Genomic DNA, 23,704 nt, shown 5'->3' with positions numbered 1-23,704 from the left:
CTCACGAGCAGCCGCCTCAACAGCACGCAACGGCAGACGGTCGCGACGTGCACGGGCAGCGTTCGCGATCACATGCGCCGGCATCAACCACTTATCCGACTCCTGCCGATGCAGGCGAACCGCCGCCACAGCATCACCGAACTCGAGGTGCCCGATCGTGTCAAACCACTCATCCAACGTGAGCTGATCAACCTGCCGGTTATCACCCAACTGGATCTTCGCCAACACCTTCGCACACTCAGCCCTGTTCACTGGGCACCACCTCGCCGTCTTCGCAGCACTCAGAACCGGCCAGCGCTTCCTCGCCACACGAGTTGCAATAGCCCCATTCATTGCCGTCTTCGTCGACAAGGAAGCCATCGTCGTTGTACCCGCTCATGACTCCACCTCCAACAGTTCCGTTGCCAACATCACAGTCCGCCGAGCCTTCTCAGACGGCGTCGCCTTCACACCACGGGTTGCATCCGACTGCTTCCGACGCATCCAATTCCTCCACGTCGCCGACCAATCGACCTTCACCCCCCGCTGTCCAGGCTGAGCAATCCAGTAATCCACGAACGCCGCATGCTCTCGCTGAGGGTCAACATCGGGGCACTCCGAACGAATCTTCGCGACATCCCCGGCAGAGGGAAGCCAAGACGGATCAAGTCGAGACCCGCGCGAAGCGCTCTCTCTCTTCTTCGTAGAAGAAGATGTCTCTGTCTCTGTCTCTGTTGTTAGCTTGGAAGGTGCTTGAGCATCCGCCTTAGCATGTGCTTGAGCACGTGCTTGACCACCTTTTCGGCCTGCCTCCCGCTTCTTCTCAATGTCCGCGCGGGTCTGCTGATGCTGCTCGAAATCATGGATACGAAAACCGCCATCCACGCGAATCAGTGACGGCTTCTCTGTGTCGTTCGTACACAGTTCATCAATTGATTTCTTCCGCCACTTTTTCGACGCAATACGTGCATCAACGAACCCGTCATCCAACATGCGACGCGAATGCAACGTCATCTCAACGAGCGTCCGAAACGCCTGATCCGACAAGGGGGCAATCTTCGGTGAGTCAGCGAAATCGAGTGTGAATCGCCCATACAAGCGATCGTCTTTCTGCACTAGCTCACCTCCATAGGGCCATGTATTCGCGCGCCACCAGCACGCACGGACGACAAAACACTTCCTCCGGGTTGGTTCTGCACCCGCACCACGGACACGGCAACTCACGCATCAGAACACCTCCAAACCCGTATGCACGGTGCCGTCATCCGCAAGCAGACAACGCCCATGAACGGCATGCACGATCGGCACCAACGACGGCTCCTCAAACCCAGACACCTTGATGCCCCGGCGTACTGCTTCCGCCTGAAACTCCGGGTCTGACTCGATCAAGCCGTTCAGCGACGACTCAAGCCACACCACATTCGACAGACGATGCTTCCCCCGCCGGCCACCCATACCACCCTGACGATGCTGCGGAACAAGTTCCGGACAATCCTCACCAGTCCAAGCAGACACATGACCGTCACGAGCCTCAAGCTGCTTGAGCAGTGCTTTCGGCGTGCTCAACGATCAGCCCTCCAATGTGTTCGATGACGGGAGGGACGACAGCGTTGCCGGCTCCTCGCAGGCGGTCCACCTGTCGGGGAATCCCATCAGCCAGTCGGTCCACTCGGGGTTCACGAGCAAGCCACTCACTCGCTGCCCGCCGGCGCGCAGGTACCGCCAAGCCAGATAGTCCTCGAGCTGTGAGCGGTGCTCCCCCGACTCGGCTCGCGCCCAAGCGATCCCGTGCTTGCCCATGCTCGCCCTGGGGGTAGGCCACGAGGTAGACCCGTTCACGGTTATGGGGTGCGCCGAAGTCGGACGCTCGTAGAGTCGCCCACTCTGCATCGAACCCGAGGGCGTGAAGGTCGGCAAGGACGGTTCCCCAAGCTCCGGCATCTCGAACGAGAGCTGAGACGTTCTCCACGAGGACGTAGCGGGGTCGTACTGCGCGTATGACATCCGCGAATGCGGGCCACATCCATCGTTCGTCGAAGACTCCGAGTTGGAAGCCGGCAAGGCTGAACGGCTGGCAAGGGAATCCCCCGCAGACGAGATCGACATTCGGTCGCTCCTTTGATGCCCACCATTGGGGCGTAGTGAGTACGTCGTCGTGCCGCGGCGTATCGGGCCAATGATGTTCAAGGACCGTCCTGCACCACGGGTCGATCTCGACTTGCCCAACTGTTTTCATTCCGGCGCGTTCAAGTCCAAGCTCGATCCCACCGATGCCAGCGAAGAGCGAGAGCACGTTCATGTCGCCCATATCTGTCTCTCTTCCGGGTTAGCTGGCTTCTCGTTGTGCTTTGAGTTGTCGTCGGCGTTCGTGTTCGTTGTGGCGGATTGCTTTGCGTTGCCGTGACGTTTTGCCGCCCCACATGCCGTGTGGTTCGTTGTTGTTGAGTGCGTGTTGTAGGCATGCTTGTTGGACGGGGCAGGTTTCGCATATGCGGCGTGCGTTTTCGAGGCGGTCGGTTCCACCGTTTTCGGCGAACCACATGTCACCGGGGTATTCGGCACAGGCGGCCGAGTCCATCCAGGCGTGGAAGGTGGGCGGGTTCAGATTCACGACGCTCACGATTCCCTCGCCACCTGAGTCGGGCAGTCCTCGCGGCGACAGTTCCCCCACTTGAAACCAGCCCAGTGTCCGTTGCCGTCCGGGCACAGTCCGAGCTGATCCCGCCACTGCTCGAGCGTCTTATCTGAGGGGTTGTCGATCTCGCCGATCCAGTCCTCGATCACATCCCGCTCGGAGCGGCCATCGAAGTCAGACCAGTCGCCCCGAATCGCGTTTGCGTACTCCTGCATTGCTTCCGTGAGTGCGCTCATGATTCCTCCTTTGCGTCGTGGTATGCCTGCGTGATGACCGGTTCCGACTCGATCTCGCCGCGGCTGATTGCTCCTGCACGGGTGAGGACGAGGGTTCTCACGTCGTCGGAGTATTCGTTGCGGTTGCGTGCCCGTTCGGCGATGACGGAAAGGTCTTCCTTGGTGGTCGCAACCGCGATGAGTGCCCCCCAGTCTTCGGATGGTTCGATGACGATTGCGTCTGCTTGGTGGTCGAAGTCTTCTGGGGTGTAGATGCCGCCGAGGAGTTGCGGGAAGGCGTCGCGGAGAGCGTGCGAGAGCACGCGGATTCCGAGCATGTGTGCGGGTTGTGACCGCCACTGTCCCGTTGTCCTGCCGAACTCGGCCCATGTCACGACCGTGTACGCGTAGTCGTTGTACCCCTTGCGTTTGACTCCCACGCGGGCGGCGGCAGGGTTGTCCTGCGACAGCCAAACGTCAGTCCATGTGACCCCGTCTGCGGTGTACTGGATCGGCGTGCGACCCTCGTACTCCTTCGACGCGGCAGCAACGGCACGGAATCCGTCGATCGCGCCCAGGATTGTCCACTTGCCGCCCATTTCGGCGGCGTAAATCTGCCGGGCGAACGGGTCGAGACCGCTTCGCTGGACGGCTTGAATGAACGCCTGCGTGACGCTGACGGGTGCGTACTCTTTGACGCGTTGCCCGTCCTTCATGACGGTCTTCACAAGGCCGGCGAACTCGAGGAGCGCGCCCTGCTCGAGCGACCACTTTGCGGGGTCAGCGGACTGCGGAACCAACACAACTTCGTTAGACACTCTCAAGCTCCCGTTCAAATGCGAGAGCCGCCCGGAGGCGGCTCAGAAGGTCAGTGGCGATCGGTTCCAAATGCTCTTGCAGTTGGACGATCTTGGGGTCGTCTGGGTAGACGCGAATGAATTGGGGTTCGTCGTCGATGAGGTCTTCACCGTCACCCGTTTTGTCGATGTCGCCCCACAACCAGTCGATGTGTTCGGCTTCGGGGATGACGCGGAACTGCCATGCGAGCTGACGCCATTCGGCCAACGTTGGGCCTTTGGTTCGCTTTGAAAGCAGAACGTGTTTTACTTTCACTTCGGCCAGCGAAATGGAAGTATCAGCGGCATTGACTTTGATTCCGTCAGGGGTCGCGGCGAACCCGGTCTCGTCTGGTGCGTGGAAGAGTGCGACGTTGTGTTCGTAGCCACCCCACCCGAGGATCATTGGTTCCCACCGGTATCCCGATTCGGTGAACACGTTCCCGGTGAAGATGTCGCGTTTGAGTTTTGCCGCGAGGTACAGCGGCACTGATCCAAGTTTTGACAGGCGGGCGGCGTCTGACGCACCAATGACGGATTCGCGTGCGTGTTTCCACATGTCGCGGTCGGTTCCGTCACAGAGGATGCGGTCGATCATGTGTCGCCTCTCGTGTTGTCGGCGTGGTCGATGATGTGTTGCCAGTGTTCGTCGGGGTCGATGAGTGTGAGGTCGTCCCATTCGTCTGGGGTGTGTGGGTGTGTCATGAGTCCCCCAAAATTGCGCGTGCCAACGCGAGTGCTCGAATGTCCGGTGTGTTTGTGCTCGGGAATGCCACGCTGGGCGGCAGACTGCTCGCGATCAGATACGAGTCCCGCAGGATCGCGAGTTGTGCGTCGATCGTGCGATGCAAGGTGACGATCAGTTCCGCGTTCGGTTCGTAGTTCTCCCGGTAAATCGGTCCTCGCCAACCGTCACGTGGCCGAACCTTTGAGACGACCACGTGCGAGAAGGATTCGTTCATGATCTCGATGTCGCCTGCCTCGGGCCAGTGTGCCCAAGGTCCGGGGAAACTGTCCGACTTGATGCGTTCGAGTTTCGTGATTGCGGCTTCCAACGTCTCAACAGCGTTCACGATGACTCCCCCTTGACATAGCGGAACTTGTTGTATCCGAGCGCGCGGTTCCAGTAGGAGACGAATTGCACCACGTCATCAAACGACCACGGTCCGAGGTAGCGCGACCAGTCCTCAGACGTGGCGTCACTACGGGATTCGATCGTGTAGTACAGGGCGTTCATGGGATCTCCGTAACGGTGAACTCGAAGTGCGGTGTGCAACCAGGCACGTACCGAATCTCGGGCATGTGCTTGACCATGTATTCGTGCGTGTCGTCAGGCACTACCTCGGCGTCAACGAGTCCATCGCAGAGCGCCTTGAGGGTGGAGACGGGGTTCTCGTCGTCGCGGCGTCGTCGGTCTTTCACGAACCACACGAGTCGCACTTCGCACCGTCCGAGGTCGGGCATGTGTCGTGCGGATGCGTGCATGAGGGTGCGGACTTCCTTGACGATCTTTGCTTCCTGCATTCGGTGCATCCGGTAGTTGAGCGAGAGGGGCGGTTTCGTCCACTCGAACTCAAACGTCTTCGTGAACATCGGCCCATCCCCTAAACGCACGGCAGTCGCCGCAGTTGCATGTTCGAAGGAACCGCGGCCAGTCGCGGTCGCAGTGGTGACGGTTGAGCTGGGTTGTCGTGTTCGCCCACGCCCAGCAGGTGGGGCAGACCACGTATGTGATCTGCCCGGTGTTGTAAGAAAGGAAAGTCATGAGGACTCGGCGTCGCGTGATTCAGATGATGCCCATCCTCGGTACGCCGCATCCGCCGCCATGAGCGCTTCACGCGCAGCGACGAGCGCGTTCACGCCGTTGCACTCGCGGCGAAGGTTGTTCTCCTCGCCACGGGCGCGCCTGTCCGCAAGCTCCGCGCTCTCCCTCATGCTCGCGGCAAGCTCCCGTGCCTGCTCGACTCTCACGTGCCCCTGAGCAATCAGCGCGTCGAGTGTCTCGATCTCGTGCTCGCGCTGATCGAGGATGCCCATCGTGGTATCGACGCCCATCACTTCACCTCTTTCGGTCGTACGGTGACGAGTAGGAACATGCAGTACGTGCAGAACACGACCGTGCACAGGACGGCGACCAGTTCGAGGAACCTCATGACCAGGCCCACGTCCTGTGGGCGTCGCAAGTCAGCATCCAGTCGCTCTCGCCATCGTGAATGTTCTCGTAGACGATCCACGCGATGGGAGCCGGGCATCGGTACTTGAAGCAGCCCGCGCCGACGAACTCTCGCCGGTCGCTCACGATGGTTCTCCCCATGCGGCGATGAGTTGTGATTCGAGTTCACGGACACGCTGTTCGGTGGCGTCACGGTCGTGGTATGCGGTCACGAGTTCCGCGTCTGCCATTGATGCGTGGTGTCGGTGGTGGTCGCGGGCCTGTTCAAGGTTCGCGACGATGGTGCGCGTGTATTCGCTGTCTTTGCGTGCCGCGGTGAGGGCGTCTGTGAGGTGTTCGACGGTGTTCACAGGTCGGCCTCCGTTTCGGGAATCAGTCGGGTGTAGGGGCCGTACTGCTTCGGCGGGTTCGTTCCCGGTCGGCGGTCGAGGCGCACCCCCAGGCTGAAGTCGATCCAGTTGCCGTCGCGGTCGCGAACCCAGAGGTCGCCGTCCTTGTCGTGGTATGCGCCGGGTTCGGTGGGCATCTCAACGGGCTTCTCGTATGTGACGGTCAACCCGGGAATACCAGCCGCGTTGATCTCGCGTGCGAAATCCTCCGGGGCGACATTGATGGTCAAGGCCCCCTCGCCACCAGAGATGGTCAGCCCCAGATACTTGTTGGCGGGGGTGCTGGCTTCGGCAGTCAGTTTCCTGGCGCTCGCGACACTGTTGATAGTCATGGTCTTGTTTTCCTGTCTGCGCCCCAACGGACGCCCACAATGATGAGGAGGGCCGCGAACACGACCCCAGCGAACTGCCACTGCCTGCCCAACACACAAAAAGTGAGTGCGGCGGTGAAACAGATGGCGAGAGTGAACCGGCCGCTACTCACGAGCGTCAATCTCGGAAGTGTCGGGTTCAGCGGTGCGGATCGCGGCGGCTTCGAGGGCGTCGGCAAGGCGGGTGAGCATCTTGGCCTCGTAGTGGAGCCCCGTACCGTCTTCGAGGTACTTCGAGTGCGCCCGCACCTCGGCGATCAGGTCTTCGTTCGTGGTGGTGGTGTCGGGTTCAGCGATCACGCTCACGCGGGTCGGGAGGTGCAGATCCATCGGGCCGAGCGCCAACGCGAGATAGATGTTCCAGTGCTGCGGGCACATCCAAACGTGATCCGGCAGCGGCTCGGGGAAGCGGTCGCCTCCGTGTGCCTTGATCGTGCAGACCATGCACGTAGGGATCGTCACGGGGTCAGCCACAGTCGTCCTCCTCGGTGGTGTCGGGTTCAGGGGTGGGTTGGGGGATGATTCCGCCCAGTTCGCGGGCTCTTGCGCGGAGCCGCGAGTGTGCCCAGTTGCCCGCCTGATACCACTCGACTTCGTTCGGCGTGCTCGTCCCGACGGGCTCGATTCCCTCCGCGTCGTCATGTGCCCGCTGCGCGATTGCGGATCGGTTGGCGTCACCGCGAATCCAGTCCGCCAGCGCGTCAGCCATCCACAGCGCTCCCGCCTCGAACCCATCGACGAACGCGGAGGGCTCATCCTGAAATGCTGGCCCCCACTGTCCGTCGTTATCTTCGCGAATCTCATCGAGACGCTTCTGCGCCGCATCGCCGATCTCAGTCACGGTCGTCTCCGAAGTGTTCGGTTTCGGGGTGACCACAGTTCGGGCACGTCCACCACAACGTGAGATCCTCACGGTCTTCAACACCGACCACGTCACCCTCAAACCCGCAATCACATTCGATGGTCAGATCAATGTTGGACCGGTAAATACCAGACGTTTCGGACATCAGATCACCCACATCCGCCAACACACACCCAACGGGCGGCGACACTTCTTACACCGCATGTTCGGGTCAGCCCGCACCTCATCCGCGAACGCACGCGCACCCTGGCAAATGTTCGCCGGCCCCTCACACGACACCAGCCGGTGCGTCACCGAACGAGTGCATGTGGTTGCTGTGTGGCCGAACTCGCACACGGGTTCTTCCATGCCTTCGAGGATTCGGTGTGCGATGAGGTGTGCGTGTGTTTCCGCTTCGACGGGTTCCATTGCGTGTCGTGCCGCGTACGCCGCTACAACATCGTTGATTGAGTCACGCATCAGCCCCGCCCCTTGCGCTGAGTCCGAGCATTGCAACGAGTTCCGCCAACGACGCCGACTCAGCAAACCGGGTCACCGTCGCGAGCGCCGCCCGTTGTACGTCGTCCGGGATCGGGTCAAACGCCCCATCCAACACGTTCTTCGAACCCAACCGGTCGTCGGGTTGAGTCACCCACTCCGCCGCACCAAGCTTCGACATCAGCCCATCTCCTCTTCCCATTCCAGAACGATGCGAACCGGCATGTTGTTGATTTCGACCAAGCTGTTCGCATGCTCGACCGCTCGTCCAAGCTGCGACCCAGAGTCGCCGCCGTGAAAGCTCATGACCTTCGCCCAGCCGCCCGATATCTTCTGAACACTCAGAACAGTGACGTGCCCCGGAACACTCATGTCTGCTTCTCTCTTCCTGTTTTCTCGGTGGGGAATCGCATCCACACCAAATCCACGTTCGTCACGCCCTGAACGGTGTCCCCGTTCTGATGCCACATACGTGAACACCGGCGCTCCATCTCCTCTAGTGCGGCGTTCCAACCATCACGAAACGCATCCCGGTACTCATCCATCAGTCGTCACCCCTCGGTGGTCTGTGAACCTGAGCTGCCCCACCAATGCGTGCCCGATGTGCTCGGTGTAGATAGGTGGGATTGCCTCGCGCAGCTCGTCGCGGGTCATCCAGTCGATGCCCATTGCCTTGCGGCCCTTGGCGACGCCAGAGAAGTTCCCGACGACGTGCATGAACTCGCCGTCGAGGGGAGGCCGGCCCATCTTCGCCGTCCGCGCCACATGGGTGCGGTGCGCAGCAGGAGCCGCCTTCCAGCTCGTCTCGAACAGTCGCGGGCGGTACGTCCCCAACTCGGGAAACATGCACCCGCAGAGTTCCACCGGGTCGTTCAGTGGTGAGCCGGGGACGTTCTCGATGACCCACGGTTTCCCGATGAGTTGGAACGCCGCACGGATCGCGGTCACATAGTCGGGGTGGTCGTTCTTCTGGATCTTCTGCGCATTCGTGAACGCCTGGCACGGGGGCGACGCATGGAACGCATCGAACTCTTCGTGATGCTCGAGCAGGAACTTGAGCGCGTCCGCCTGATGGAACTCGAACGGGTAGTTGGGTTGCGGATTAATATCAACCCCAACAACGTCAAAGCCGGCGCGAGAGTAACCCATGCCTGCGCCGCCAGCACAACAGAACAAATCGAGGATTCTCATTGCCGTTCCTCCTTATGAGAAAGGGCCACACCCCATAAAGAGGACGGCCCGGATTATGAAACCCAAGGCAGGAACGGTCATCGCTCCTGCCTCCCGTGCCTCTGGTTGCTTTGCTGCGTACGCCCAACGACGCCAGAGGCTTGACACGACCGAGCTGCTAATCGTTCGTGCCTATATGAGTGGACGTGGTGGTCATCGCGAACCTATTCAGGGGGCTTCAACCATTCGGTTGCCGTATCTGTCCCCTGTACTTCGGGGCCTCTTCCGGTCACCAGTCCTATGTAGTTTTTGGGTGCACTGAGCACCACCCACCACCCGAAAGCAGTGGAAGAACAGGGACGCGCTACGCGTCAGGAATGGCGAACCAGGCGTTCATCCCCTGGGCGATGAGCACATCCTGCTCGTGCATCCACGAGTCGAAGTCGCCGTACTGGTCGGTGGCGAGTTTCACGAGCGCGTCGAAGTCGACCCCGTTGTAGAACTCGGCCTTGCGCGGCAGGGCCACGCCCCCGAGTGCCGTAGCGAACCCCATGAGTTGAAGTTCGGCATGGTGAGAGTCGTCAACGAACATGTGCCATTCGCCAGTGACGAACTGGCCTCGAGCCTTGGCCGCCTTCGTGTGCTCGTAGATGCGACGGCCATAGTCCTGTGTGCGTCCCACCTTCACCACTCCGGATGAGAACTGGATTGCGTACACCTCGTCCTGGATGCCAAACGCTTTGAAGTCGTGCATCAGCCGGCCCTCCTGGTGGTGGGTAGGCGCTTGATGTATTCGGAGAGGTCTTCGTGATGGATCAGGGGCTTCGTGTTCTGCCGTCCGCCGTAGTGGGCGATCAGCGACCCCTCATCGATCGAGTACTGGATCTCACGAACCGAGAGGGAGGAGGTTTCCGCCGCCCCCTTCAGGTCGTATGCGATGCGAGCCACTAGACCACCGCCAGCAGATCAGCCGGAGAAACCGAGAAGATGCGGGCGATAGCGGCAAGCTCACCAACGGTAAACATGTTCGGGTTCGCCAGCTTCTGGGCCAGTTCCCGTGCCGTCATCGTGTTCATATGTACACGATACCGTGCACGTACGTGCATAGTCAAGGGTGTGCGCGTATCCGTTTTGACCCCTAAATGGGTCTAGGTGTCAGCCCTTAAATTGAGGCAACCTAATTACGGAACCGTGCACATATGTACTAGAACTGGGAGCATGACCGCTTTGGCTATGACACTGGAGGATCGTGCGGCGAGCATCGTGCTCGAAACCCGACGCGCCGAACTCGGCATGAGCAAAGCGGAACTTGCGCGCAGAACTGGAATCTCAGAACGGACCGTGAAGTACTACCTAGCGAGCGAGCGCGCGATGACAGTCGGCGCGTACCACGCAATCCGCACAGTCCTTCAGCTCACTCGCGAAGAAGGCGCACGCCTGGTAGCAAGCCAGCTCGCTACCCTCGAGGACTCGGATCAGTAGCTGATCGTCCCCCATCGCCCGGCCCGCGGCGCGAACTTGCCCAATCGTGACGTGCTCCAATGCGGTCATCGCCATTCCCCGTTTCCCCGGATTGCGCCCGATCCCCGATGATGTGGGCGCTTTCATCCCTCGGGGATGGCGTGTAGGGCCACCTCGAAGGGTTGAGGGGACTCTATGTGAATCGCAATAGAGACGCTAGGTTCCCTTATGGGGGACACGTCCGCGCGTATCGTCTGCCCGTGACTCGGGTGGGGACGCTTTCAGATGCGGTAGCGACGATCGTCCGCAACTACACGGAAGAAACCTACGTCTCTCAGTCGGAACTTGCGCGACGCTCGGGCATCTCCCAACCCCACATCTCGAACGTGTTCAACGGGAAGACCGTGTTCACGCTGGATCAACTCGACCGGGTTTGCGACGCGCTCGGGTTACAGCTCATCTCCGTGATCCACGAAGCCGACGTTATCACCCGTCGGGATTGAGGAACGCTGACAGTTGCAGCATCCCCTGGGTGCGCCGCTCCATCTTCGTAGGGTCTTTGTAGCGTCGCGTCATCGCCACCTCTGAATGACCAACCAGTTCCATGACGACATCCTCGGGCACGCCCGCCTCGAGCAGCATGTCCACGGCCGTGTGGCGAAGGTCGTGCACGCGGATCTTCTTGTTGGTGACCTTCATCTCGGCGAGTGCTTTCGGCCACCGCTTCGTCTCCCAGTCGGGGTCGATCGGGCGGCCCTTGTGTGTGAACACGAGCCCCCACGGGTTCGGGGCCACTCGTTTCCGGTGTTCTTCGAGCAGGAAGCTTAGTGCCGCGACGACAGGGAGCATGCGCTTGCCGGCTTCTGACTTCGGACGGGTCCAGTACAGCCCGTACCCGTCGAGGTCGCGCCACTCGAAGTCGGCTGGCGCTGCCGCTAGCTCCTCCTCGGACAGGCGCTGCAACTGCCACGACATATCGATGAGGTCGCCCACACGGTCCCATTCGAGTCCGATGATTTCGCCCCGGCGTTGCCCGGTGAGAAGATACGCCGCCCATCGAACCGGCTCCGGGTCGTAGATGGGTGCGTCGAGGGCGAGGAATGCGCGCTTGATGATCACCTTTGCCTCGTTGAGGTCGAGCGCTTGCAGTTGGGTGCGTGACTTCCGGGGGGCGTCTACGAGGCCGGCAGGGTTGCGGTTGATCTTCCCCTCCCGGACCGCGTCTTCGAGCGCCTTAGACAGCACCCTGTGGGCGTTGAGGGCATAGGTCGAGCTGCCGCCGTTGTCGGTGATGTAGTCGTGGACGAGGCGGATGTGCACACCGGTCAGCTTCTCGAGCTTGACGTTTCCGATTGCCTCCACGATCTGCCGGTTGACCACGGACCGGTACCCGGCGAGCGTCTTCGGCCTCACCCGTTTGGCGGCAATGTTTTCGAGCCAGTACGTCATCCATGTCCGCACGGTCGGTGACGAGGTGGCGAGGTCGCCCGCTTCTCGGTAGCGGTTGAGAAGCGTTCGTGCCTTGCGGAGGAACTCTCCCTCATCCTTCGCGGTGAACTCGCGCCGCCGACGCTTCTTCGGGTCGGACGACGGGAGTTCGATACGCCCAATGAACAGGCCCTTGGTTTCCGAGTAGAACGCGGTCGCGTTCGGGCCGAGTGCCTTGCGAAGCTTGTCGCTGATCTCCATTGGTCCCCCTTAGTGGATTACTACACCCGAACTACACCCCACCCTATGCGCAACCGTGCACTTTTGTGCATCCGTGTTCGCCCGGAATTACGCGGATCTTGCGCATTCCCGCCTCTCATTCTACCTCATGCGTTCGACTGAAAATCGAAAGGTCACCGGATCGATGCCGGTCGGAGCCACCATCGAAACCCCCGGGTAACCGGGGGTTTTCTTGTTTCAGCGGGCGATTTCGCCGGGCCGCCCGTGGGGCTGTGCCATTAATGTGCCATTAAGGTCGGCCGAGGCCTGCCGCCTGGTTCGTTTCGGTGGTTCGCCGGCCGCACTCTTCAGTGCGTCGTTCAGGGCCGCGCCGGCACGGAGGGCGACGCCCTCACGGGCACGGGAGTAGCGCTCGGTGACCTGCAAGCTCGAGTGCCCGAGGGTCGCCTGCACGTCTGGTGCGCTGGCGCCGGCATCGAACAGGATGGTCGCGAACGTGTGCCGGAGGTCGTGGATGCGAAGGTCGGGTCGGCCGATCGCCTCGCGAAGCGTCTCCCAGTCGGCGCCGCGGCGGGCGTTGTGGTTGGTGAGCCGGCCGCCGTCGGGTCCGGCGAAGAGCAGGTCGCTGGATTGCTTGCCTCTTGCAGCTCTTTCCGCGTACGGACGAAGCGCGTCGATCAGCGGGACGTCGCGGGACTTGTGGCTCTTCGGCGACTGCTCGATCAGCTCGCCGCGCTGGCCTGGGCTCAGCGATCGGCTGACGCGGATGATGCCGCGCTCGAAGTCGACGTCGCCGACGCGGAGGGCGGTCGCCTCCCCCGCGCGCATGCCGGTGTAGACGAGCGCGGCGAGGTAGCCGCGGTAGGCGCCTTCGGGAACGAGGTCGAGCAGCGTCTGGATCTGCTCGAGCGTGAGCGCCCTCGAGACCGGCGAGATGGAGTCGCGCATGCTCGGTCGCTTGACCTCGCGCGCCGGGTTGTAGTCGATGAACCGGGAGCGGCGCGCGCCGTCGAGCAGGCGTGACAGGACGGCGAGTGCGTCGTTCTTGGCAGATGCTCCGCCCGACCACGCGACCATCGCCGACTCGATCATCGGCGAGGTGATGTCCTCCAGCCGGTGCCTGCCGAGGCTCGGCTTCACTCGCAGCCGCCAGGCGACGCCGTAGCTGCGCCCGGTCGCCGGACGGACGGATGACGCGATCGCCGGCCAGTACTTCTCGTGCCACTGCTCGAGGGTCATCGACCCGTTCGGGTTGCGGCCGGCGACCGCTTTCGCGAGCTCGCGCTTCGCCTCGGCGAGCGTCAGGAACGTGCGCGATCGCTCGGCCGCTCCCCCGTCAACACTCGGACCGACGACGCGGATCTGGTAGCGCTGCCGATCGGCGCGCCAACGGATGCCCTCGGGCAGCGGGCGGCCCGTGCGCGGATCGACACGGCTCGGAGTATCGCGGTTCGGCCGACCGGCCATCAGTGTTCCGTTCCACCCCGGGCGAGCAGCTCGTCGATCGTGTCGGCACTCCAGAGCAGGTGCTTGCCCATGCGGGCGTCAGGTTCGGGGATGAGGCCGTCGTGGCGCAGCTTGTCGAAGCTCGAGACCGGGATGCGGCACCGCTCGGCCGCCTCCACTCGGCTCAGATACTCGACCCTCAGCACGACGTCGACCATGATGCACCCCTTCGGCTGTTGCACCGCTGTGCTGGCATCTCGTGCATGCCAACGCAAGCGCGGCTATTTGCAAGTACCTGAGAATATCATCGCTTCGCGCATTTCGGCAAGTACCTGAGTTGAGTGGTTAGACTCGACGCATGCCCGCCTCGACACCCCGCCCCGGCGACCAGTCCTACGACGGCCTGCTCGTCGCAGACGACCTGCCCGAAGGCTGGTATCTGCCCAGCCGGTTCCCCGGCGAGCGCGACGACGACGCGAGCGAGCAGATCGACCAGGTTCTCGGGTACAACGATCAGGGCTCGCCGGCTGGTTCCGACCAGAACGAGACCACCGACGGACGCTGGCGCTACCTCGAGCACGAGGCCACCCACACCCGTGTGATGATCCGCCTGCAGCGCCAGCTCTTCGCCGTGCCCGAGGAGATCCGCATCACCGGCGTCATCTACCTGCCGTGGCGCCCTGGCGACCCAATCACAAGCCAGCTCCTCCGCGAGCTCCCGACCGCCCGCATCGAGGCAGCGATCAACAAGCGCCTCTTCGCGATGAAGCGCACCGAGACGATCACCGGCGGCAAGATCGTGCTGCCCTCAGGCCACAAGATCAGCGAGCGCGACCTGCTCAACCCGCTCGGCGACCCGAAGAAGACGCCCGACTTCTACGAGCTGGTCGCCCTGCAGCACGGCCACCTCTCCCGGAAGGGCGACAAGAACCCGAGTGCGACGATGGCGCAGATCAACGGTGTCGCGCTCTCCACCGCTCAGGGCTGGATCACGAAGGCCCGCGACCGCGGCCTGCTGCCGCCTGGAAGGCGAGGGCGGGCGGGCTGAACACTGCCGCTAACCCGATGATGGCCGACTACTGAATATTGGCTGGCCGACAGCAAGACACGCCTTCTGAAGCACTTGTGCATGTTTGGCGCATGGAACTAAAGTAATCATTGTGGTTATCGGTTGAGTTCTTCAGAGGGAGTGGTCGTGACGGGTGTGGTTCTGGGTGGAAGCGAATGGTTTCAGGGGCGTTTCGGGACGGTGGCAGACGAAGTCGCTGAAGCACTCGTCCGTGCTGGACGGAACGCACATGAGACGGCTGCTGACTCGAAGGCAGCCAGCAAGCTGAGGACCGATGAGCCATACGGCGCGACCTTCTGGCAGATCCTGGCTCTGTCTACCGTCGAGGAGCTCTCTGGTATCCAGGGCGTACAGACCACGAAGCCGAAGGGCAGCCGGTTCGAACTCCCCGTGGTGAACGGCACGATCCTGTACGCAGCTAAGTGCGCGTCACAGTCCGGCCCCCAGGCGGACCGCTTGATGATCCGATGGTCGAACTTCCGTGAGCGCTTGTTCGACAACGTCGAACGCCCGGACGCCATGCACCTGCCCCTGCCCGAGTGGGAGCCGGAAACAAGTCGAATCGAGACACCGAGCTCCGCCGCAAACGCAGTCATCCTCGTCGCGTATGTGGCCAGCGATCGTGGTGGTCTTGAGCGCATCTACATCGGGGACGGCTACCTCGACGCTGAGGGGCATGTGCACTGGGTGTACTACGAAGAACTGTCGGTGGGGCCCGCCGAGATGGGCACGGGCGTGACGTCGGCCGAGCAGGCGGGTCGCTTCGACGACGCCCCGATGCCGGACCTCGACATGGGTCTCTATGTAGATGATGACGCTGCCGAAGGTGGCCGATGAAGCCTGTAACACCTAGTCGGCCGAACGGCTTGACCGCCACGGACGTCGCGCGGATCTTCGATCCTGAGCGACTCCGTCAGGCACGCCAGTTGGCTTTGCGCACCAAACAGGACGTCGCGAACGCGGTCAAGGTTTCGCCTGCGGCGGTGGGCCAATTCGAAGCGGGCATCATCGCGCCCCGCCCTGACGTCATCGAAAAGCTCGCGGCCTACCTGAGAGTGCCGGCAGCGTTCTTCGCAGCGGGCCGACCGCGCGAAGCGCTGGAATCCGGAAGCGTGTTCTTCCGGAGCCTCCGTGCAACAACAGCAAAGCAGCGGAACAAGGCTGTGGCCTACACAGAGCATGTGTGGGAACTCTCGAATGCTCTCGAAGCCCACGTGCGATTTCCGCATGTGGACATCCCCGGATTCTCCGGCGGCGAGATCACCCCCGGCACTTTTTCCGACGACCCAGTCCTTGCGGCACAACAGCTGCGAGATGCGTGGCAGCTGGGCGACGGGCCAGTGCCGCAGATGGTCCGACTAGTCGAGTCGAAGGGGATCATCACGGTTCTGGTTCCGATGGTCGAGGCCGAGGTTGCTCGGATCGATGCGTTCTCGACTGTCTCATTCGGCAGGCCTGTCATGGTCCTTTCCCCTGACCGGGCTGACGACGTTTACCGTCATCGGTTCAGCGCCGCGCACGAGCTCGGGCACATCATCCTTCATGGCGGCCGCACCTCGGGAACGGTCGACATCGAGCGTCAGGCCGACCGCTTCGCCGCAGAGTTCCTCACACCGCGCCGAGTTATGGAAGTCGAGCTGAAGTCCCGTCTTGAGATGTCGGTGGTCATTCGCCAAAGCCAGCAGTGGGGCGTGGAGCCCAGCTCGATCATCCTTCGCAGTCGGGAGCTAGGAAAGATCTCCGAAGCGACGGCCCGGCGCGGCTACATCCGGTTGAACCAGATCGGCGTCATGCACGAACCCGTCGTAAAGTTCCCGGGCGAGCAGCCAGCCCTACTGTCGAAGGCGGTTGAACTCGCCGAGCAGCGTGGTATTACGGTCCGCGACCTCGCGAACGAGCTGTCATGGTCGCCAGCACATGTCCGCCGAATGCTCGGCGAGCACGATGAGCGGCCCCGACTCTCACTCGTAACGTGACGAGCTCGCACTGAAAGGTGGTGCCGAGCACGCGTTTTTCGAACGCGACCTGAACTCACGATTGATTCAATACGCAGCTGCGGGCGACGGCAATCATGACCCCGCCGACGCGCCCTATGTCCCCCAACCTCTTACGGCGACGTCTGAGACGGTTCGGCGATAAACCAGTGCACCAAGCCGGGGACGCCAGGTGTCTTCGTCCATGAGCAGGTCCCTTGCGATCGACCGCGGGGTCGCGAAGATGTTGGTGGAGGTTCGCATGGCCGGATCCGTGCCGAGCGCGATCGCTGCGAGCCGGTGCCGCATGCCACGGGCCATCAGTTCTCGCGCGGCCGGTGTGGATACCCCGAAACGGAGGAAGTCAGGAAGGGAACCGATGACCGGGGCAAGAGTTTCGTCTCCTGTCTCGGTGAGGTACTCCTGGACCAGCGCGACGGCTTGTTCAACGAGAGTGACGAAGTTGTACAACACGACTTTGGTGTGAATTCGCAGTAGCACGTCTGTGCTGACACCGACCTCCTCGGCGATGTGCTCGTACGAGCGGCCCTCCAGCCAGGCGAGCACCAGAGTGGTCAGCGAACCGCCAAAGTCCGTGATAATGGTGCGGCGGTACTCGGTCTCAACGTCGCTCGTAAACCCGGGCTGCTCCAGCGCCCAGTCCACGAGAACACGAATGAACTCTGCGTCCACGGCTGAGTCCGTGGAACTCCAGTGTTCGTAGCGCGGTATCAGGTCGTTGATCACCCGATCCACCAGTCGCGGTCGGGCGGAAGTGTTGCGCGCGAGTACGAGACGCCCTGTCGATCGCATCTCGACAATTCGACGTGCGCGCAGTTCGAACACGGTCTGCAGCAGTGCACGCTCGTTGCTATTCGCCTTCGCGGCCGCGAATGTCTCCGCGGCGAGAGCCTCCGCGATCTGGATGAACTCGTCTTCGCCTAGCTCGTCTCGTATGAGCTCGATGAGCGCGGCATCGACGCCATCCACGAGCGGGAGTAGTGGTGCGCTCGCTTCTAGCGCCCGGTTGGTCAACTGTCGCTGATTGCTGGCAAGTGCTCGCGCGAGACGACGGATCAGCTCGATGACGGCACCCTCGACCGGCTCACCGGGTTGCCCTTCGGCGACCGGACTGACCACCCGCCAGTCGTCAGGGTTGGCGCAAATCACGAGCCCGCGGGTGGAGCTTCCTGCCCGGCCCGCGCGGCCGACGAGGTTCTTGATGTCTCGCGCCAACATCGGCTCGGGTGCGCTACCGTCCGAGCTGCGCTTCACCGAGTACAACACCATCGTCCGCAACGGAAGATTGACTCCCTCAGCCAGGGTGCTGGTGCACATCACCATCGAGACGTGACGGTCCGAGACCAACTCCTCGAGCACCTCGCGGGTCTCCTGTGGGACGTCGCCGTGGTGCACGATCGCCCCAGCGCGAAGCACCATCGTTCCCACCCAGCCGTCGCCGAACTCGTGAGACAAGTAGGCCACCACCGACTCGACCAGCTCCGTGTCGTTCACGTAGTTCAAGGGCGCGGGTAATGCGAGACCGGCGTCGATCTGTTTGAGGAGCTCGTTTGCCAACCCAAGGACACCTCGCTCCCCTCCCTTTTCTGTCGCGAACACTGCGACCGGCCCAAGTGCGAGCGCCTTCCGCGCAGCCGCTACAGCCCTCGTCTTCGTCGACGAATAGGCGTAGGTGTTGCGTCTACCTGTGGTCGGGTTCGTGTACTGGAAGTCGGTGGGTCGCAGGAACTCCGGCAATGTGTGAGACGGGACCGACGTGACTGGCTCGTGAAGCTCCAGCCCAATCGTCGCCGTTCGACCAGAGCCGACCGGACGCAACACCGCGAACTCGGCGATGGCGGGTCGATAATGGCTTCTCACCACGGATGCGTCGGATCCGCCGAGCCAGCTGTTGATCTCCTCGATGTTCGGGACGATCGCGGATACGAAGACAGTCCGTGGGCTCGGGTCCCGCGCCTTCATACGTGCGAGCAGAAGCTCAAGCCCCACGCCGCGCGCGCCGCTGTCAAGGAGGTGTCCTTCGTCACACACCACGAGCGAGATGACCGACAACAGTTCCGGGTGCGCTCCGATGAGACCGGTGAGCGCCTCGGGTGTTGCGATGATGACGCGAACATCGTCCAGATCCTCGCTCTCTTCGGTGCCAGGTACGGTGCCCCCGTACACCGTCCGAGAAAGAAGACCCATCGAGGTCAGGTGCCGGCCGACGCTTCCCCGCAGCTCCCGCGCCAGCGCACGGTACGGCACGAGCAGGACCGCCTTGCTGTCGGACGAGCGCGTAAGGTGATCGAAAATGAGGGTTTCGGTGAGCGCGGTCTTCCCAGCTCCGGTGGGCATCTGCAGCGAGTAGGACTCGGAACTCGTCAGGAGGCCCGCATCGATGGCCTCGATCTGCGAAGGAAAGAAGTCCCAGACCGGCTGCTGCCTATCGAGGAACGACTCGACAAGAGGATCCCACCTCTCGAGCACGCCATCCGGTAGAACCGCGCGCAGATTAGTCTGCTGGAACCGCTGCAACAGCGCCAAGTACAGCCGGTGCGCCACCCATTCCTCAGGTCCGGCATCGAGGGCCTGGGCAACGCCGCCCTCCGCTGCGACAACCGCGGCGTCAACCATCTGGAGTTCACCGGCACGCACCGACGCCAGGAGAGCACCTGTGAGCGGCGAGCGCGGATTCGTGGAACGAGTCAGGAGCTCATATGACGCCGCCTCGACGTGGGTTTCCCAATACTGAGGATCAGCGCGACGCATCGTCATTACGGCAGAAGCAGGATAACCACCCAAATAAAACGCAACTGAAGAGAAGAACAGGGCATCCGCTTTGGCGCCGTCCTGAAGCTCGTGGCTCACCGAATCAAGACCTCGACCGACCGACGCCCAGTCGGCCGGATCGCTGGCTCCGTCTCTCACCATGTCGAACAGCTCACCGACAAGCGAGTAATACAGGTCCGTGCCGCGATTGTCGAGGTAGTCGAGCTGACCCAGGCGCGCGTCGAGCCGGAAGTCCTCAATCGCGTGGTTCGTCTCCGCATCCGCGATCCAACGTCCCAGGATCTCCCTCATGCGACGGCCTCAGACTCGTCAGCACTGACCAACGCCGCGTCATACGCCGACTCGTAGTTCGCCTTCAAGTCGGGCACGGAGATCACAATCAGGGCCCTCTCATCCCCAGGCGGAGCCTCGACCCCTTCCAGCTCTGCCTCGACCAGAGCGGCAGAGATCACAGCGACGGCCCTGAACTCACGTCGTGCCGCCGGATAGTCGACCGCATGAATGAACCGATCCAGTTGCTCGACGGAGACCGTGGACAGGCCCGTGTCCAGCGCTCGCTCTTTCAACCAGTTCAACGTCCTTACGAAGCGTCGAGAGCTGTCCTTCTTCGAGTCCTCGATCGCACTTGCAACAGGCTTCGAGTCCCCCGGAGTCGACTTCGTCTTCACCTCGGAACAGATGACACGGTCCTCATCAGATGGGTCCGGCCAGTACGGAAGGATCAGCTGCACCACATCGGAGCCCGGCGCTGGCTTCGTGCGATCCTGCTTCAACCGCCACTTCTTCGAGTCGAGCACCTCGCCCGGATGTTCGCGAGCGGCCTGAAAGAGGGCGGTGAGAATCTCCCCGAAGTCGCCCGCCATCGTCGACCCACGATCGGGAAGCTTAGCCGCGATGATCGCCTGTGCGGATGCCCCAGTGTTCACCATGCGCTCGTGAAGAGCGCCGTCGCCGATATAGCACCGGCGAACGGGAACACCGAGCTGCCCGGCAAGCGCGGCCGCCTGCTCTGCGTCGATCTCAACGAGTGTGAAGGGACTGCTCTGAATGGTCGCGAAGAGTTCTCCGAACGCTTCGAGGTCGACCTCAAGTTCGTGCACCTCGGCCCACCTGCCCCTTTTCCCAAACTGACGTCAAGCTCATGGCCCATCATGCCGCCTCGGGGACGTACACTGCGTCGCGAGACGCCCTCTGAGGCAAGTTATGACCCACGGCGTCGGCCATGTCATCGATGAGTATCTCAGCGCGCGTCCTGCTCGCTTATCCAACGACGGGGCCAGCTTGGGCCATAAGGCCACACCCAAGCGACCGCCAACCAACAAGCCGTATGAGGCCTGCTCCGCCACGACCTTCTTGGCCCGTCGGCACCTCAACTGAATGCACCTCAACTGAATGCACCTCAAATGAATGGACGTATGCTACCGTAGGTAGTTGCAAGAACCTGAGCTAGCTCGGAGGAAGGCAATGAAGGGTGGCGTGATCCTGTATCGGGGTTCCGGGGCCGACGCGCGCCGATACCTCGAGTCAGATCGCTCCCGCGCCGACGACTACTACCTCGAGGGCGGGACATCCCTCGCCGAGTTCTCGGTCGTCGGCATCGATGGCGAGGGGATCGGCGAAGGCGCGCTCACCCCAGACCAATACGCGAACTGGGTGGACTGGATCAACCCGCTCACCAGTGAGTCGATGGGCAAGCCCCGCCTGCCGGGCGACGGCCGGCAAGGATCGCCGCGATTCGCGGAGATGGTCGTGAATGCGCCGAAGTCCCTGTCGATTGCCGCGGCGTTGCACCCCGAGGTATCCGTCGCTCTCGATGCTGCGCAGCGCGACGCGGTCGCCGCGATTCGCTCGTGGCTCGGCCAGCACTCGGTCACGAGGGTCGGCCCGCGCGGGCGGCAGCGGGTCGTACCCGTCGAGCAGTTGGAAACGGTCGCCGTCTCGCACAAGACCTCGCGCGCGGGAGACCCGCACCGGCACACCCATTTCCAGATCGGGACGCGGGTGTGGGCAGCCGGAACATGGCGCGGCCTCGACACTGCGGCGCTGTTCCGACAGCAGGGCGCGATCCGTTCGCTGGGCACGGCCGTCATCGCCGCACACCCCCAGCTCGCGACCGTCCTCGATGCCCACGGTCTGACCCTCGACCCTGTGACCGGGGAGGTCGCGGAGCTTCAACCCTTCAACGCCGTGATGAGCAAGCGGGCCGAGCAGGTCGCGCGCAACCTCGCGCACTTCGAGAAGGAGTGGCGTGCAACGCATCCTGACGCGGAGCCTGGCCCGGCGGCGATGTCGCGGCTGATCGCGATGGCGTGGGATCACGAGCGGCCGCACAAGCGGCCGTCCTCCCTCGGCAGCGAGGCGGCATGGCGGGCCGAGCTTACGGACGCCGGCTACCGCCCCGACCTCGAGCGCCGTCCTGCGCCGGCGCCGACGTCGCTGGACGACGTGAGTATTCGGAATGTCGCATCGCGTGCGCTCGACCGTTGCGCGGCCGCAGCGTCGACGTGGACGGTGCACGACATCCAGGAGCAGGCCACGCGCATCATCACGGAGACCGGCGTGCGCGCCGACGCGAAACCGCTGCGAGAGTTCATCGTGCTCATGACGCGGCTGGCCGCGGATGACTGCGTTTCGGTCTTGCCACCCGACAGCCCGCATCCCGAACACGTCGCACACCTCACGAGCCTGCACGTCATCACCGCCGAGACCCGGTTGCGCGACCTGCTCACGGCACTGGCCGCGCACGCCGGCCGCCGGCGCACGCCGAACCTGACGTACGTGGCACGCCGGCACCGGCTCGACGCCGCGCAGGTGCGAGCGGCCTCGGCCGTGGCATCCACCGAGCCGCTCGTCGTCGTGGAGGGCGCCGCCGGCGCGGGCAAGACGACGATGCTCGCCGCCGCGATCGGGACCGCCGCCGCGTATGGCCGCGCGACCCGCGTGGTCACGCCGACGAAGAAGGCGGCCGACGTTGCGCACCAGGAACTTGGCGTTGCGACCGACAGCGTGGCGAAGCTCGTGCACGAGCACGGCTGGCGGTGGAACCGCGACGGCGTCTGGACCCGGCTCGCCGTCGGCGACACAGATCCCGATACGGATGCCACGTATGCAGGCCCCGCGGCATCCGCTCGTCTTGCTCGTGGTGAGCGCATCCTCGTCGATGAAGCGGGGATGCTCGACCAGGACACGGCGCTCGCGCTCCTGACCGTTGCCAATGAGCACGGCGCAACCGTCGCCCTGGTCGGCGACCGCGCGCAACTCGCAGCGGTCGGGCGCGGCGGTGTGCTCGATATGGCGGCGCAACTCCTCCCCCGCGTGCACAGCATGACGACCGTGCACCGGTTCACCGACCCCGCGTACGCCGCGCTCACCGTGCAGATGCGGCGCGGCGAACATTCCGAGGCGGTGTTCGATCGGCTGCATGCGCTCGGGCTCGTCGTGTTGCATGAGAGCCCGGATGCGTTGCAGGAGGCGCTCGCTCGTGAGTGGCGCGATGGGGATGCGGTCACCGTCGCGACGAACGACGAAGCGTGCGAGCTGAATGCGCGTGTTCGCGAGGAGCGGGTGCGCGCCGGCCTGGTGGACGACGTCGACATCGCGACCGGCGCCGACGGAGAGTGCATCGGATGCGGCGACGTGATCCAGACGCGGAAGAATGACTCGGCACTGCGCGTCGCGAACCGGCAGACATGGACCGTCCAGAGAGTGAGTGACGATGGCGCGGTGTGGGCAAAGGAGCACTCTTCGGCTCGAAGAAAACGCACCGTGCGACTGCCGGCGGAGTATGTCGCCGAGCACACCCATCTGGCGTATGCGTCAACCGCCTACGGCATGCAGGGCAGCACCGTGCCCGAATCACACACCGTGATCAGCGACGCCATCGACGCGGCCGGCGTCTATGTCGGCATGACTCGTGCACGCGATGGCAATCGCCTGCACCTCGTCGCAGGTGGCCTGGACGATGCCAGAGAGCAGTTCGTGCTGGCGCTTGAACGCGATCGCGCTGATCGCGGACTCGTGAAGGCGACGGCTGCTGCGCGAGAGTCCGTGCGCGGTCTCGTCGTCAGAACCGATCCGTGGGGGCCTGCCTCCCATATCCTGCAAACCATTGCTTCCGGGCGTGAGCGGGAGCGGAACGCACCGCCCCCTGGGCTGGAGCGATAGTCCAGGCTGCCCCTGCCGTGGTC

The 23,704-nt window shown here is 63.0% G+C and carries 34 protein-coding genes; 7 read left to right on the top strand and 27 right to left on the bottom strand.

Features of this window, described 5'->3' with window-relative positions; translation table 11 throughout:
- Positions 1-238 precede the first annotated feature (238 nt).
- The 4 genes from GQQ93_RS04810 to GQQ93_RS18230 all read right to left on the bottom strand — a co-directional run bounded on the left by GQQ93_RS04810 (position 239) and on the right by GQQ93_RS18230 (position 2,242).
- Positions 239-379, bottom strand: a complete 141-nt coding sequence (locus GQQ93_RS04810; protein ID WP_157423100.1) for a hypothetical protein — start codon at positions 377-379, stop codon at positions 239-241.
- The gene (locus tag GQQ93_RS04805) at positions 376-1,095 is read right to left on the bottom strand and encodes a hypothetical protein (RefSeq protein ID WP_157423099.1); all 720 of its coding nucleotides are present in this window, start codon (positions 1,093-1,095) and stop codon (positions 376-378) included. The genes GQQ93_RS04810 and GQQ93_RS04805 overlap by 4 nt, the downstream gene beginning before the upstream one ends.
- Before the next feature lie 111 nt (positions 1,096-1,206).
- Entirely contained in the window at positions 1,207-1,545 is a 339-nt protein-coding gene (locus tag GQQ93_RS04800; protein ID WP_157423098.1) for a hypothetical protein, read from the bottom strand.
- Positions 1,511-2,242 (bottom strand): DNA cytosine methyltransferase, encoded by a 732-nt coding sequence (locus tag GQQ93_RS18230; protein WP_376863398.1) that lies wholly within the window; start codon positions 2,240-2,242, stop codon positions 1,511-1,513. The genes GQQ93_RS04800 and GQQ93_RS18230 overlap by 35 nt, the downstream gene beginning before the upstream one ends.
- On the opposite strand from GQQ93_RS18230, the gene GQQ93_RS18030 reads away from it, so the two are divergent.
- A complete protein-coding gene (locus GQQ93_RS18030) occupies positions 2,156-2,383 on the top strand; it encodes a hypothetical protein (RefSeq protein ID WP_246192087.1) in 228 nt (75 codons plus the stop codon). The two genes, GQQ93_RS18230 and GQQ93_RS18030, sit on opposite strands and share 87 nt — an antisense overlap.
- Here the strand turns inward: GQQ93_RS18030 and GQQ93_RS18225 are convergent.
- From GQQ93_RS18225 to GQQ93_RS18180, 18 genes are all read right to left on the bottom strand, one after another.
- On the bottom strand, positions 2,306-2,521 hold the full coding sequence (locus GQQ93_RS18225; RefSeq protein ID WP_376863396.1) for a WhiB family transcriptional regulator: 216 nt from the start codon (positions 2,519-2,521) through the stop codon (positions 2,306-2,308). The genes GQQ93_RS18030 and GQQ93_RS18225 overlap by 78 nt on opposite strands.
- 74 nt (positions 2,522-2,595) lie before the next feature.
- Complete coding sequence (locus GQQ93_RS04785; protein ID WP_157423096.1) at positions 2,596-2,850, bottom strand: hypothetical protein; 255 nt, start codon at positions 2,848-2,850, stop codon at positions 2,596-2,598.
- Positions 2,847-3,629 carry a recombinase RecT gene (locus GQQ93_RS04780; RefSeq protein ID WP_157423095.1) on the bottom strand — a complete coding sequence of 261 codons (783 nt, stop codon included), beginning with the start codon at positions 3,627-3,629 and terminating at the stop codon, positions 2,847-2,849. Before GQQ93_RS04780 ends, GQQ93_RS04785 begins: the two co-directional genes overlap by 4 nt.
- 10 nt (positions 3,630-3,639) lie before the next feature.
- Positions 3,640-4,263, bottom strand: coding sequence for a hypothetical protein (locus GQQ93_RS04775; protein ID WP_157423094.1), 624 nt, complete (start codon positions 4,261-4,263; stop codon positions 3,640-3,642).
- Positions 4,264-4,366: 103 nt separating this feature from the next.
- Positions 4,367-4,738 carry a hypothetical protein gene (locus GQQ93_RS04770; protein WP_157423093.1) on the bottom strand — a complete coding sequence of 124 codons (372 nt, stop codon included), beginning with the start codon at positions 4,736-4,738 and terminating at the stop codon, positions 4,367-4,369.
- Positions 4,735-4,902, bottom strand: a complete 168-nt coding sequence (locus GQQ93_RS04765; RefSeq protein ID WP_157423092.1) for a hypothetical protein — start codon at positions 4,900-4,902, stop codon at positions 4,735-4,737. Before GQQ93_RS04765 ends, GQQ93_RS04770 begins: the two co-directional genes overlap by 4 nt.
- Entirely contained in the window at positions 4,899-5,258 is a 360-nt protein-coding gene (locus GQQ93_RS04760; protein WP_157423091.1) for a RusA family crossover junction endodeoxyribonuclease, read from the bottom strand. The genes GQQ93_RS04765 and GQQ93_RS04760 overlap by 4 nt, the downstream gene beginning before the upstream one ends.
- Before the next feature lie 168 nt (positions 5,259-5,426).
- On the bottom strand, positions 5,427-5,720 hold the full coding sequence (locus tag GQQ93_RS04755) for a hypothetical protein (protein ID WP_157423090.1): 294 nt from the start codon (positions 5,718-5,720) through the stop codon (positions 5,427-5,429).
- 240 nt (positions 5,721-5,960) lie between these two features.
- Positions 5,961-6,188, bottom strand: a complete 228-nt coding sequence (locus GQQ93_RS04750) for a hypothetical protein (protein ID WP_157423089.1) — start codon at positions 6,186-6,188, stop codon at positions 5,961-5,963.
- Positions 6,185-6,559, bottom strand: a complete 375-nt coding sequence (locus tag GQQ93_RS04745; RefSeq protein WP_157423088.1) for a hypothetical protein — start codon at positions 6,557-6,559, stop codon at positions 6,185-6,187. Before GQQ93_RS04745 ends, GQQ93_RS04750 begins: the two co-directional genes overlap by 4 nt.
- Positions 6,560-6,703: 144 nt before the next feature.
- Positions 6,704-7,072: a hypothetical protein gene (locus GQQ93_RS04740; protein ID WP_157423087.1), complete on the bottom strand. Its 369-nt coding sequence runs from the start codon at positions 7,070-7,072 to the stop codon at positions 6,704-6,706.
- Positions 7,065-7,439 (bottom strand): hypothetical protein, encoded by a 375-nt coding sequence (locus tag GQQ93_RS04735; protein WP_157423086.1) that lies wholly within the window; start codon positions 7,437-7,439, stop codon positions 7,065-7,067. Before GQQ93_RS04735 ends, GQQ93_RS04740 begins: the two co-directional genes overlap by 8 nt.
- Before the next feature lie 472 nt (positions 7,440-7,911).
- Positions 7,912-8,118, bottom strand: coding sequence for a hypothetical protein (locus GQQ93_RS04730; RefSeq protein WP_157423085.1), 207 nt, complete (start codon positions 8,116-8,118; stop codon positions 7,912-7,914).
- Positions 8,118-8,354 (bottom strand): hypothetical protein, encoded by a 237-nt coding sequence (locus GQQ93_RS04725; RefSeq protein WP_157423084.1) that lies wholly within the window; start codon positions 8,352-8,354, stop codon positions 8,118-8,120. Before GQQ93_RS04725 ends, GQQ93_RS04730 begins: the two co-directional genes overlap by 1 nt.
- Before the next feature lie 120 nt (positions 8,355-8,474).
- A complete protein-coding gene (locus GQQ93_RS04720) occupies positions 8,475-9,128 on the bottom strand; it encodes a DNA cytosine methyltransferase (protein WP_157423083.1) in 654 nt (217 codons plus the stop codon).
- Between the two features lie 343 nt (positions 9,129-9,471).
- Positions 9,472-9,861: a GIY-YIG nuclease family protein gene (locus GQQ93_RS04715; protein ID WP_157423082.1), complete on the bottom strand. Its 390-nt coding sequence runs from the start codon at positions 9,859-9,861 to the stop codon at positions 9,472-9,474.
- Positions 9,861-10,055: a hypothetical protein gene (locus GQQ93_RS04710; RefSeq protein ID WP_157423081.1), complete on the bottom strand. Its 195-nt coding sequence runs from the start codon at positions 10,053-10,055 to the stop codon at positions 9,861-9,863. Before GQQ93_RS04710 ends, GQQ93_RS04715 begins: the two co-directional genes overlap by 1 nt.
- On the bottom strand, positions 10,055-10,183 hold the full coding sequence (locus GQQ93_RS18180; protein ID WP_281349873.1) for a hypothetical protein: 129 nt from the start codon (positions 10,181-10,183) through the stop codon (positions 10,055-10,057). The genes GQQ93_RS04710 and GQQ93_RS18180 overlap by 1 nt, the downstream gene beginning before the upstream one ends.
- A gap of 142 nt (positions 10,184-10,325) precedes the next feature.
- On the opposite strand from GQQ93_RS18180, the gene GQQ93_RS04705 reads away from it, so the two are divergent.
- Positions 10,326-10,589: a helix-turn-helix domain-containing protein gene (locus GQQ93_RS04705; protein ID WP_157423080.1), complete on the top strand. Its 264-nt coding sequence runs from the start codon at positions 10,326-10,328 to the stop codon at positions 10,587-10,589.
- Positions 10,590-10,828: 239 nt separating this feature from the next.
- Entirely contained in the window at positions 10,829-11,071 is a 243-nt protein-coding gene (locus tag GQQ93_RS04700) for a helix-turn-helix domain-containing protein (RefSeq protein ID WP_212277255.1), read from the top strand.
- Here the strand turns inward: GQQ93_RS04700 and GQQ93_RS04695 are convergent.
- From GQQ93_RS04695 to GQQ93_RS04685, 3 genes are all read right to left on the bottom strand, one after another.
- Positions 11,055-12,257, bottom strand: coding sequence for a site-specific integrase (locus GQQ93_RS04695; RefSeq protein WP_157423079.1), 1,203 nt, complete (start codon positions 12,255-12,257; stop codon positions 11,055-11,057). The genes GQQ93_RS04700 and GQQ93_RS04695 overlap by 17 nt on opposite strands.
- A gap of 216 nt (positions 12,258-12,473) precedes the next feature.
- Positions 12,474-13,703 carry a tyrosine-type recombinase/integrase gene (locus GQQ93_RS04690; RefSeq protein ID WP_157423078.1) on the bottom strand — a complete coding sequence of 410 codons (1,230 nt, stop codon included), beginning with the start codon at positions 13,701-13,703 and terminating at the stop codon, positions 12,474-12,476.
- The gene (locus GQQ93_RS04685) at positions 13,703-13,900 is read right to left on the bottom strand and encodes an XRE family transcriptional regulator (RefSeq protein ID WP_157423077.1); all 198 of its coding nucleotides are present in this window, start codon (positions 13,898-13,900) and stop codon (positions 13,703-13,705) included. The genes GQQ93_RS04690 and GQQ93_RS04685 overlap by 1 nt, the downstream gene beginning before the upstream one ends.
- Before the next feature lie 140 nt (positions 13,901-14,040).
- Between GQQ93_RS04685 and GQQ93_RS04680 the strand changes: the two genes are divergently transcribed.
- From GQQ93_RS04680 to GQQ93_RS04670, 3 genes are all read left to right on the top strand, one after another.
- The gene (locus GQQ93_RS04680; protein WP_157423076.1) at positions 14,041-14,730 is read left to right on the top strand and encodes a hypothetical protein; all 690 of its coding nucleotides are present in this window, start codon (positions 14,041-14,043) and stop codon (positions 14,728-14,730) included.
- A gap of 147 nt (positions 14,731-14,877) precedes the next feature.
- A complete protein-coding gene (locus GQQ93_RS04675; RefSeq protein WP_157423075.1) occupies positions 14,878-15,588 on the top strand; it encodes a hypothetical protein in 711 nt (236 codons plus the stop codon).
- 29 nt (positions 15,589-15,617) lie between these two features.
- Positions 15,618-16,727 carry an XRE family transcriptional regulator gene (locus GQQ93_RS04670; protein ID WP_212277254.1) on the top strand — a complete coding sequence of 370 codons (1,110 nt, stop codon included), beginning with the start codon at positions 15,618-15,620 and terminating at the stop codon, positions 16,725-16,727.
- A gap of 114 nt (positions 16,728-16,841) precedes the next feature.
- Here GQQ93_RS04670 and GQQ93_RS04665 read toward each other — a convergent pair whose 3' ends face one another.
- Positions 16,842-19,808, bottom strand: coding sequence for a DEAD/DEAH box helicase (locus GQQ93_RS04665; protein ID WP_157423073.1), 2,967 nt, complete (start codon positions 19,806-19,808; stop codon positions 16,842-16,844).
- A complete protein-coding gene (locus tag GQQ93_RS04660) occupies positions 19,805-20,617 on the bottom strand; it encodes a Hachiman antiphage defense system protein HamA (protein WP_157423072.1) in 813 nt (270 codons plus the stop codon). Before GQQ93_RS04660 ends, GQQ93_RS04665 begins: the two co-directional genes overlap by 4 nt.
- A gap of 364 nt (positions 20,618-20,981) precedes the next feature.
- On the opposite strand from GQQ93_RS04660, the gene mobF reads away from it, so the two are divergent.
- Positions 20,982-23,681 carry a MobF family relaxase gene (gene mobF / locus GQQ93_RS04655; protein WP_157423071.1) on the top strand — a complete coding sequence of 900 codons (2,700 nt, stop codon included), beginning with the start codon at positions 20,982-20,984 and terminating at the stop codon, positions 23,679-23,681.
- The last annotated feature ends 23 nt before the right edge of the window (positions 23,682-23,704 follow it).

It is taken from the genome of Agromyces lapidis, from assembly GCF_009749405.1.
In the GTDB taxonomy this organism is placed as follows: domain Bacteria; phylum Actinomycetota; class Actinomycetes; order Actinomycetales; family Microbacteriaceae; genus Agromyces; species Agromyces lapidis.
The sequence above is the reverse complement of the archived record's forward strand: the minus strand, read 5'-3'. Positions and strand labels throughout refer to the sequence as shown.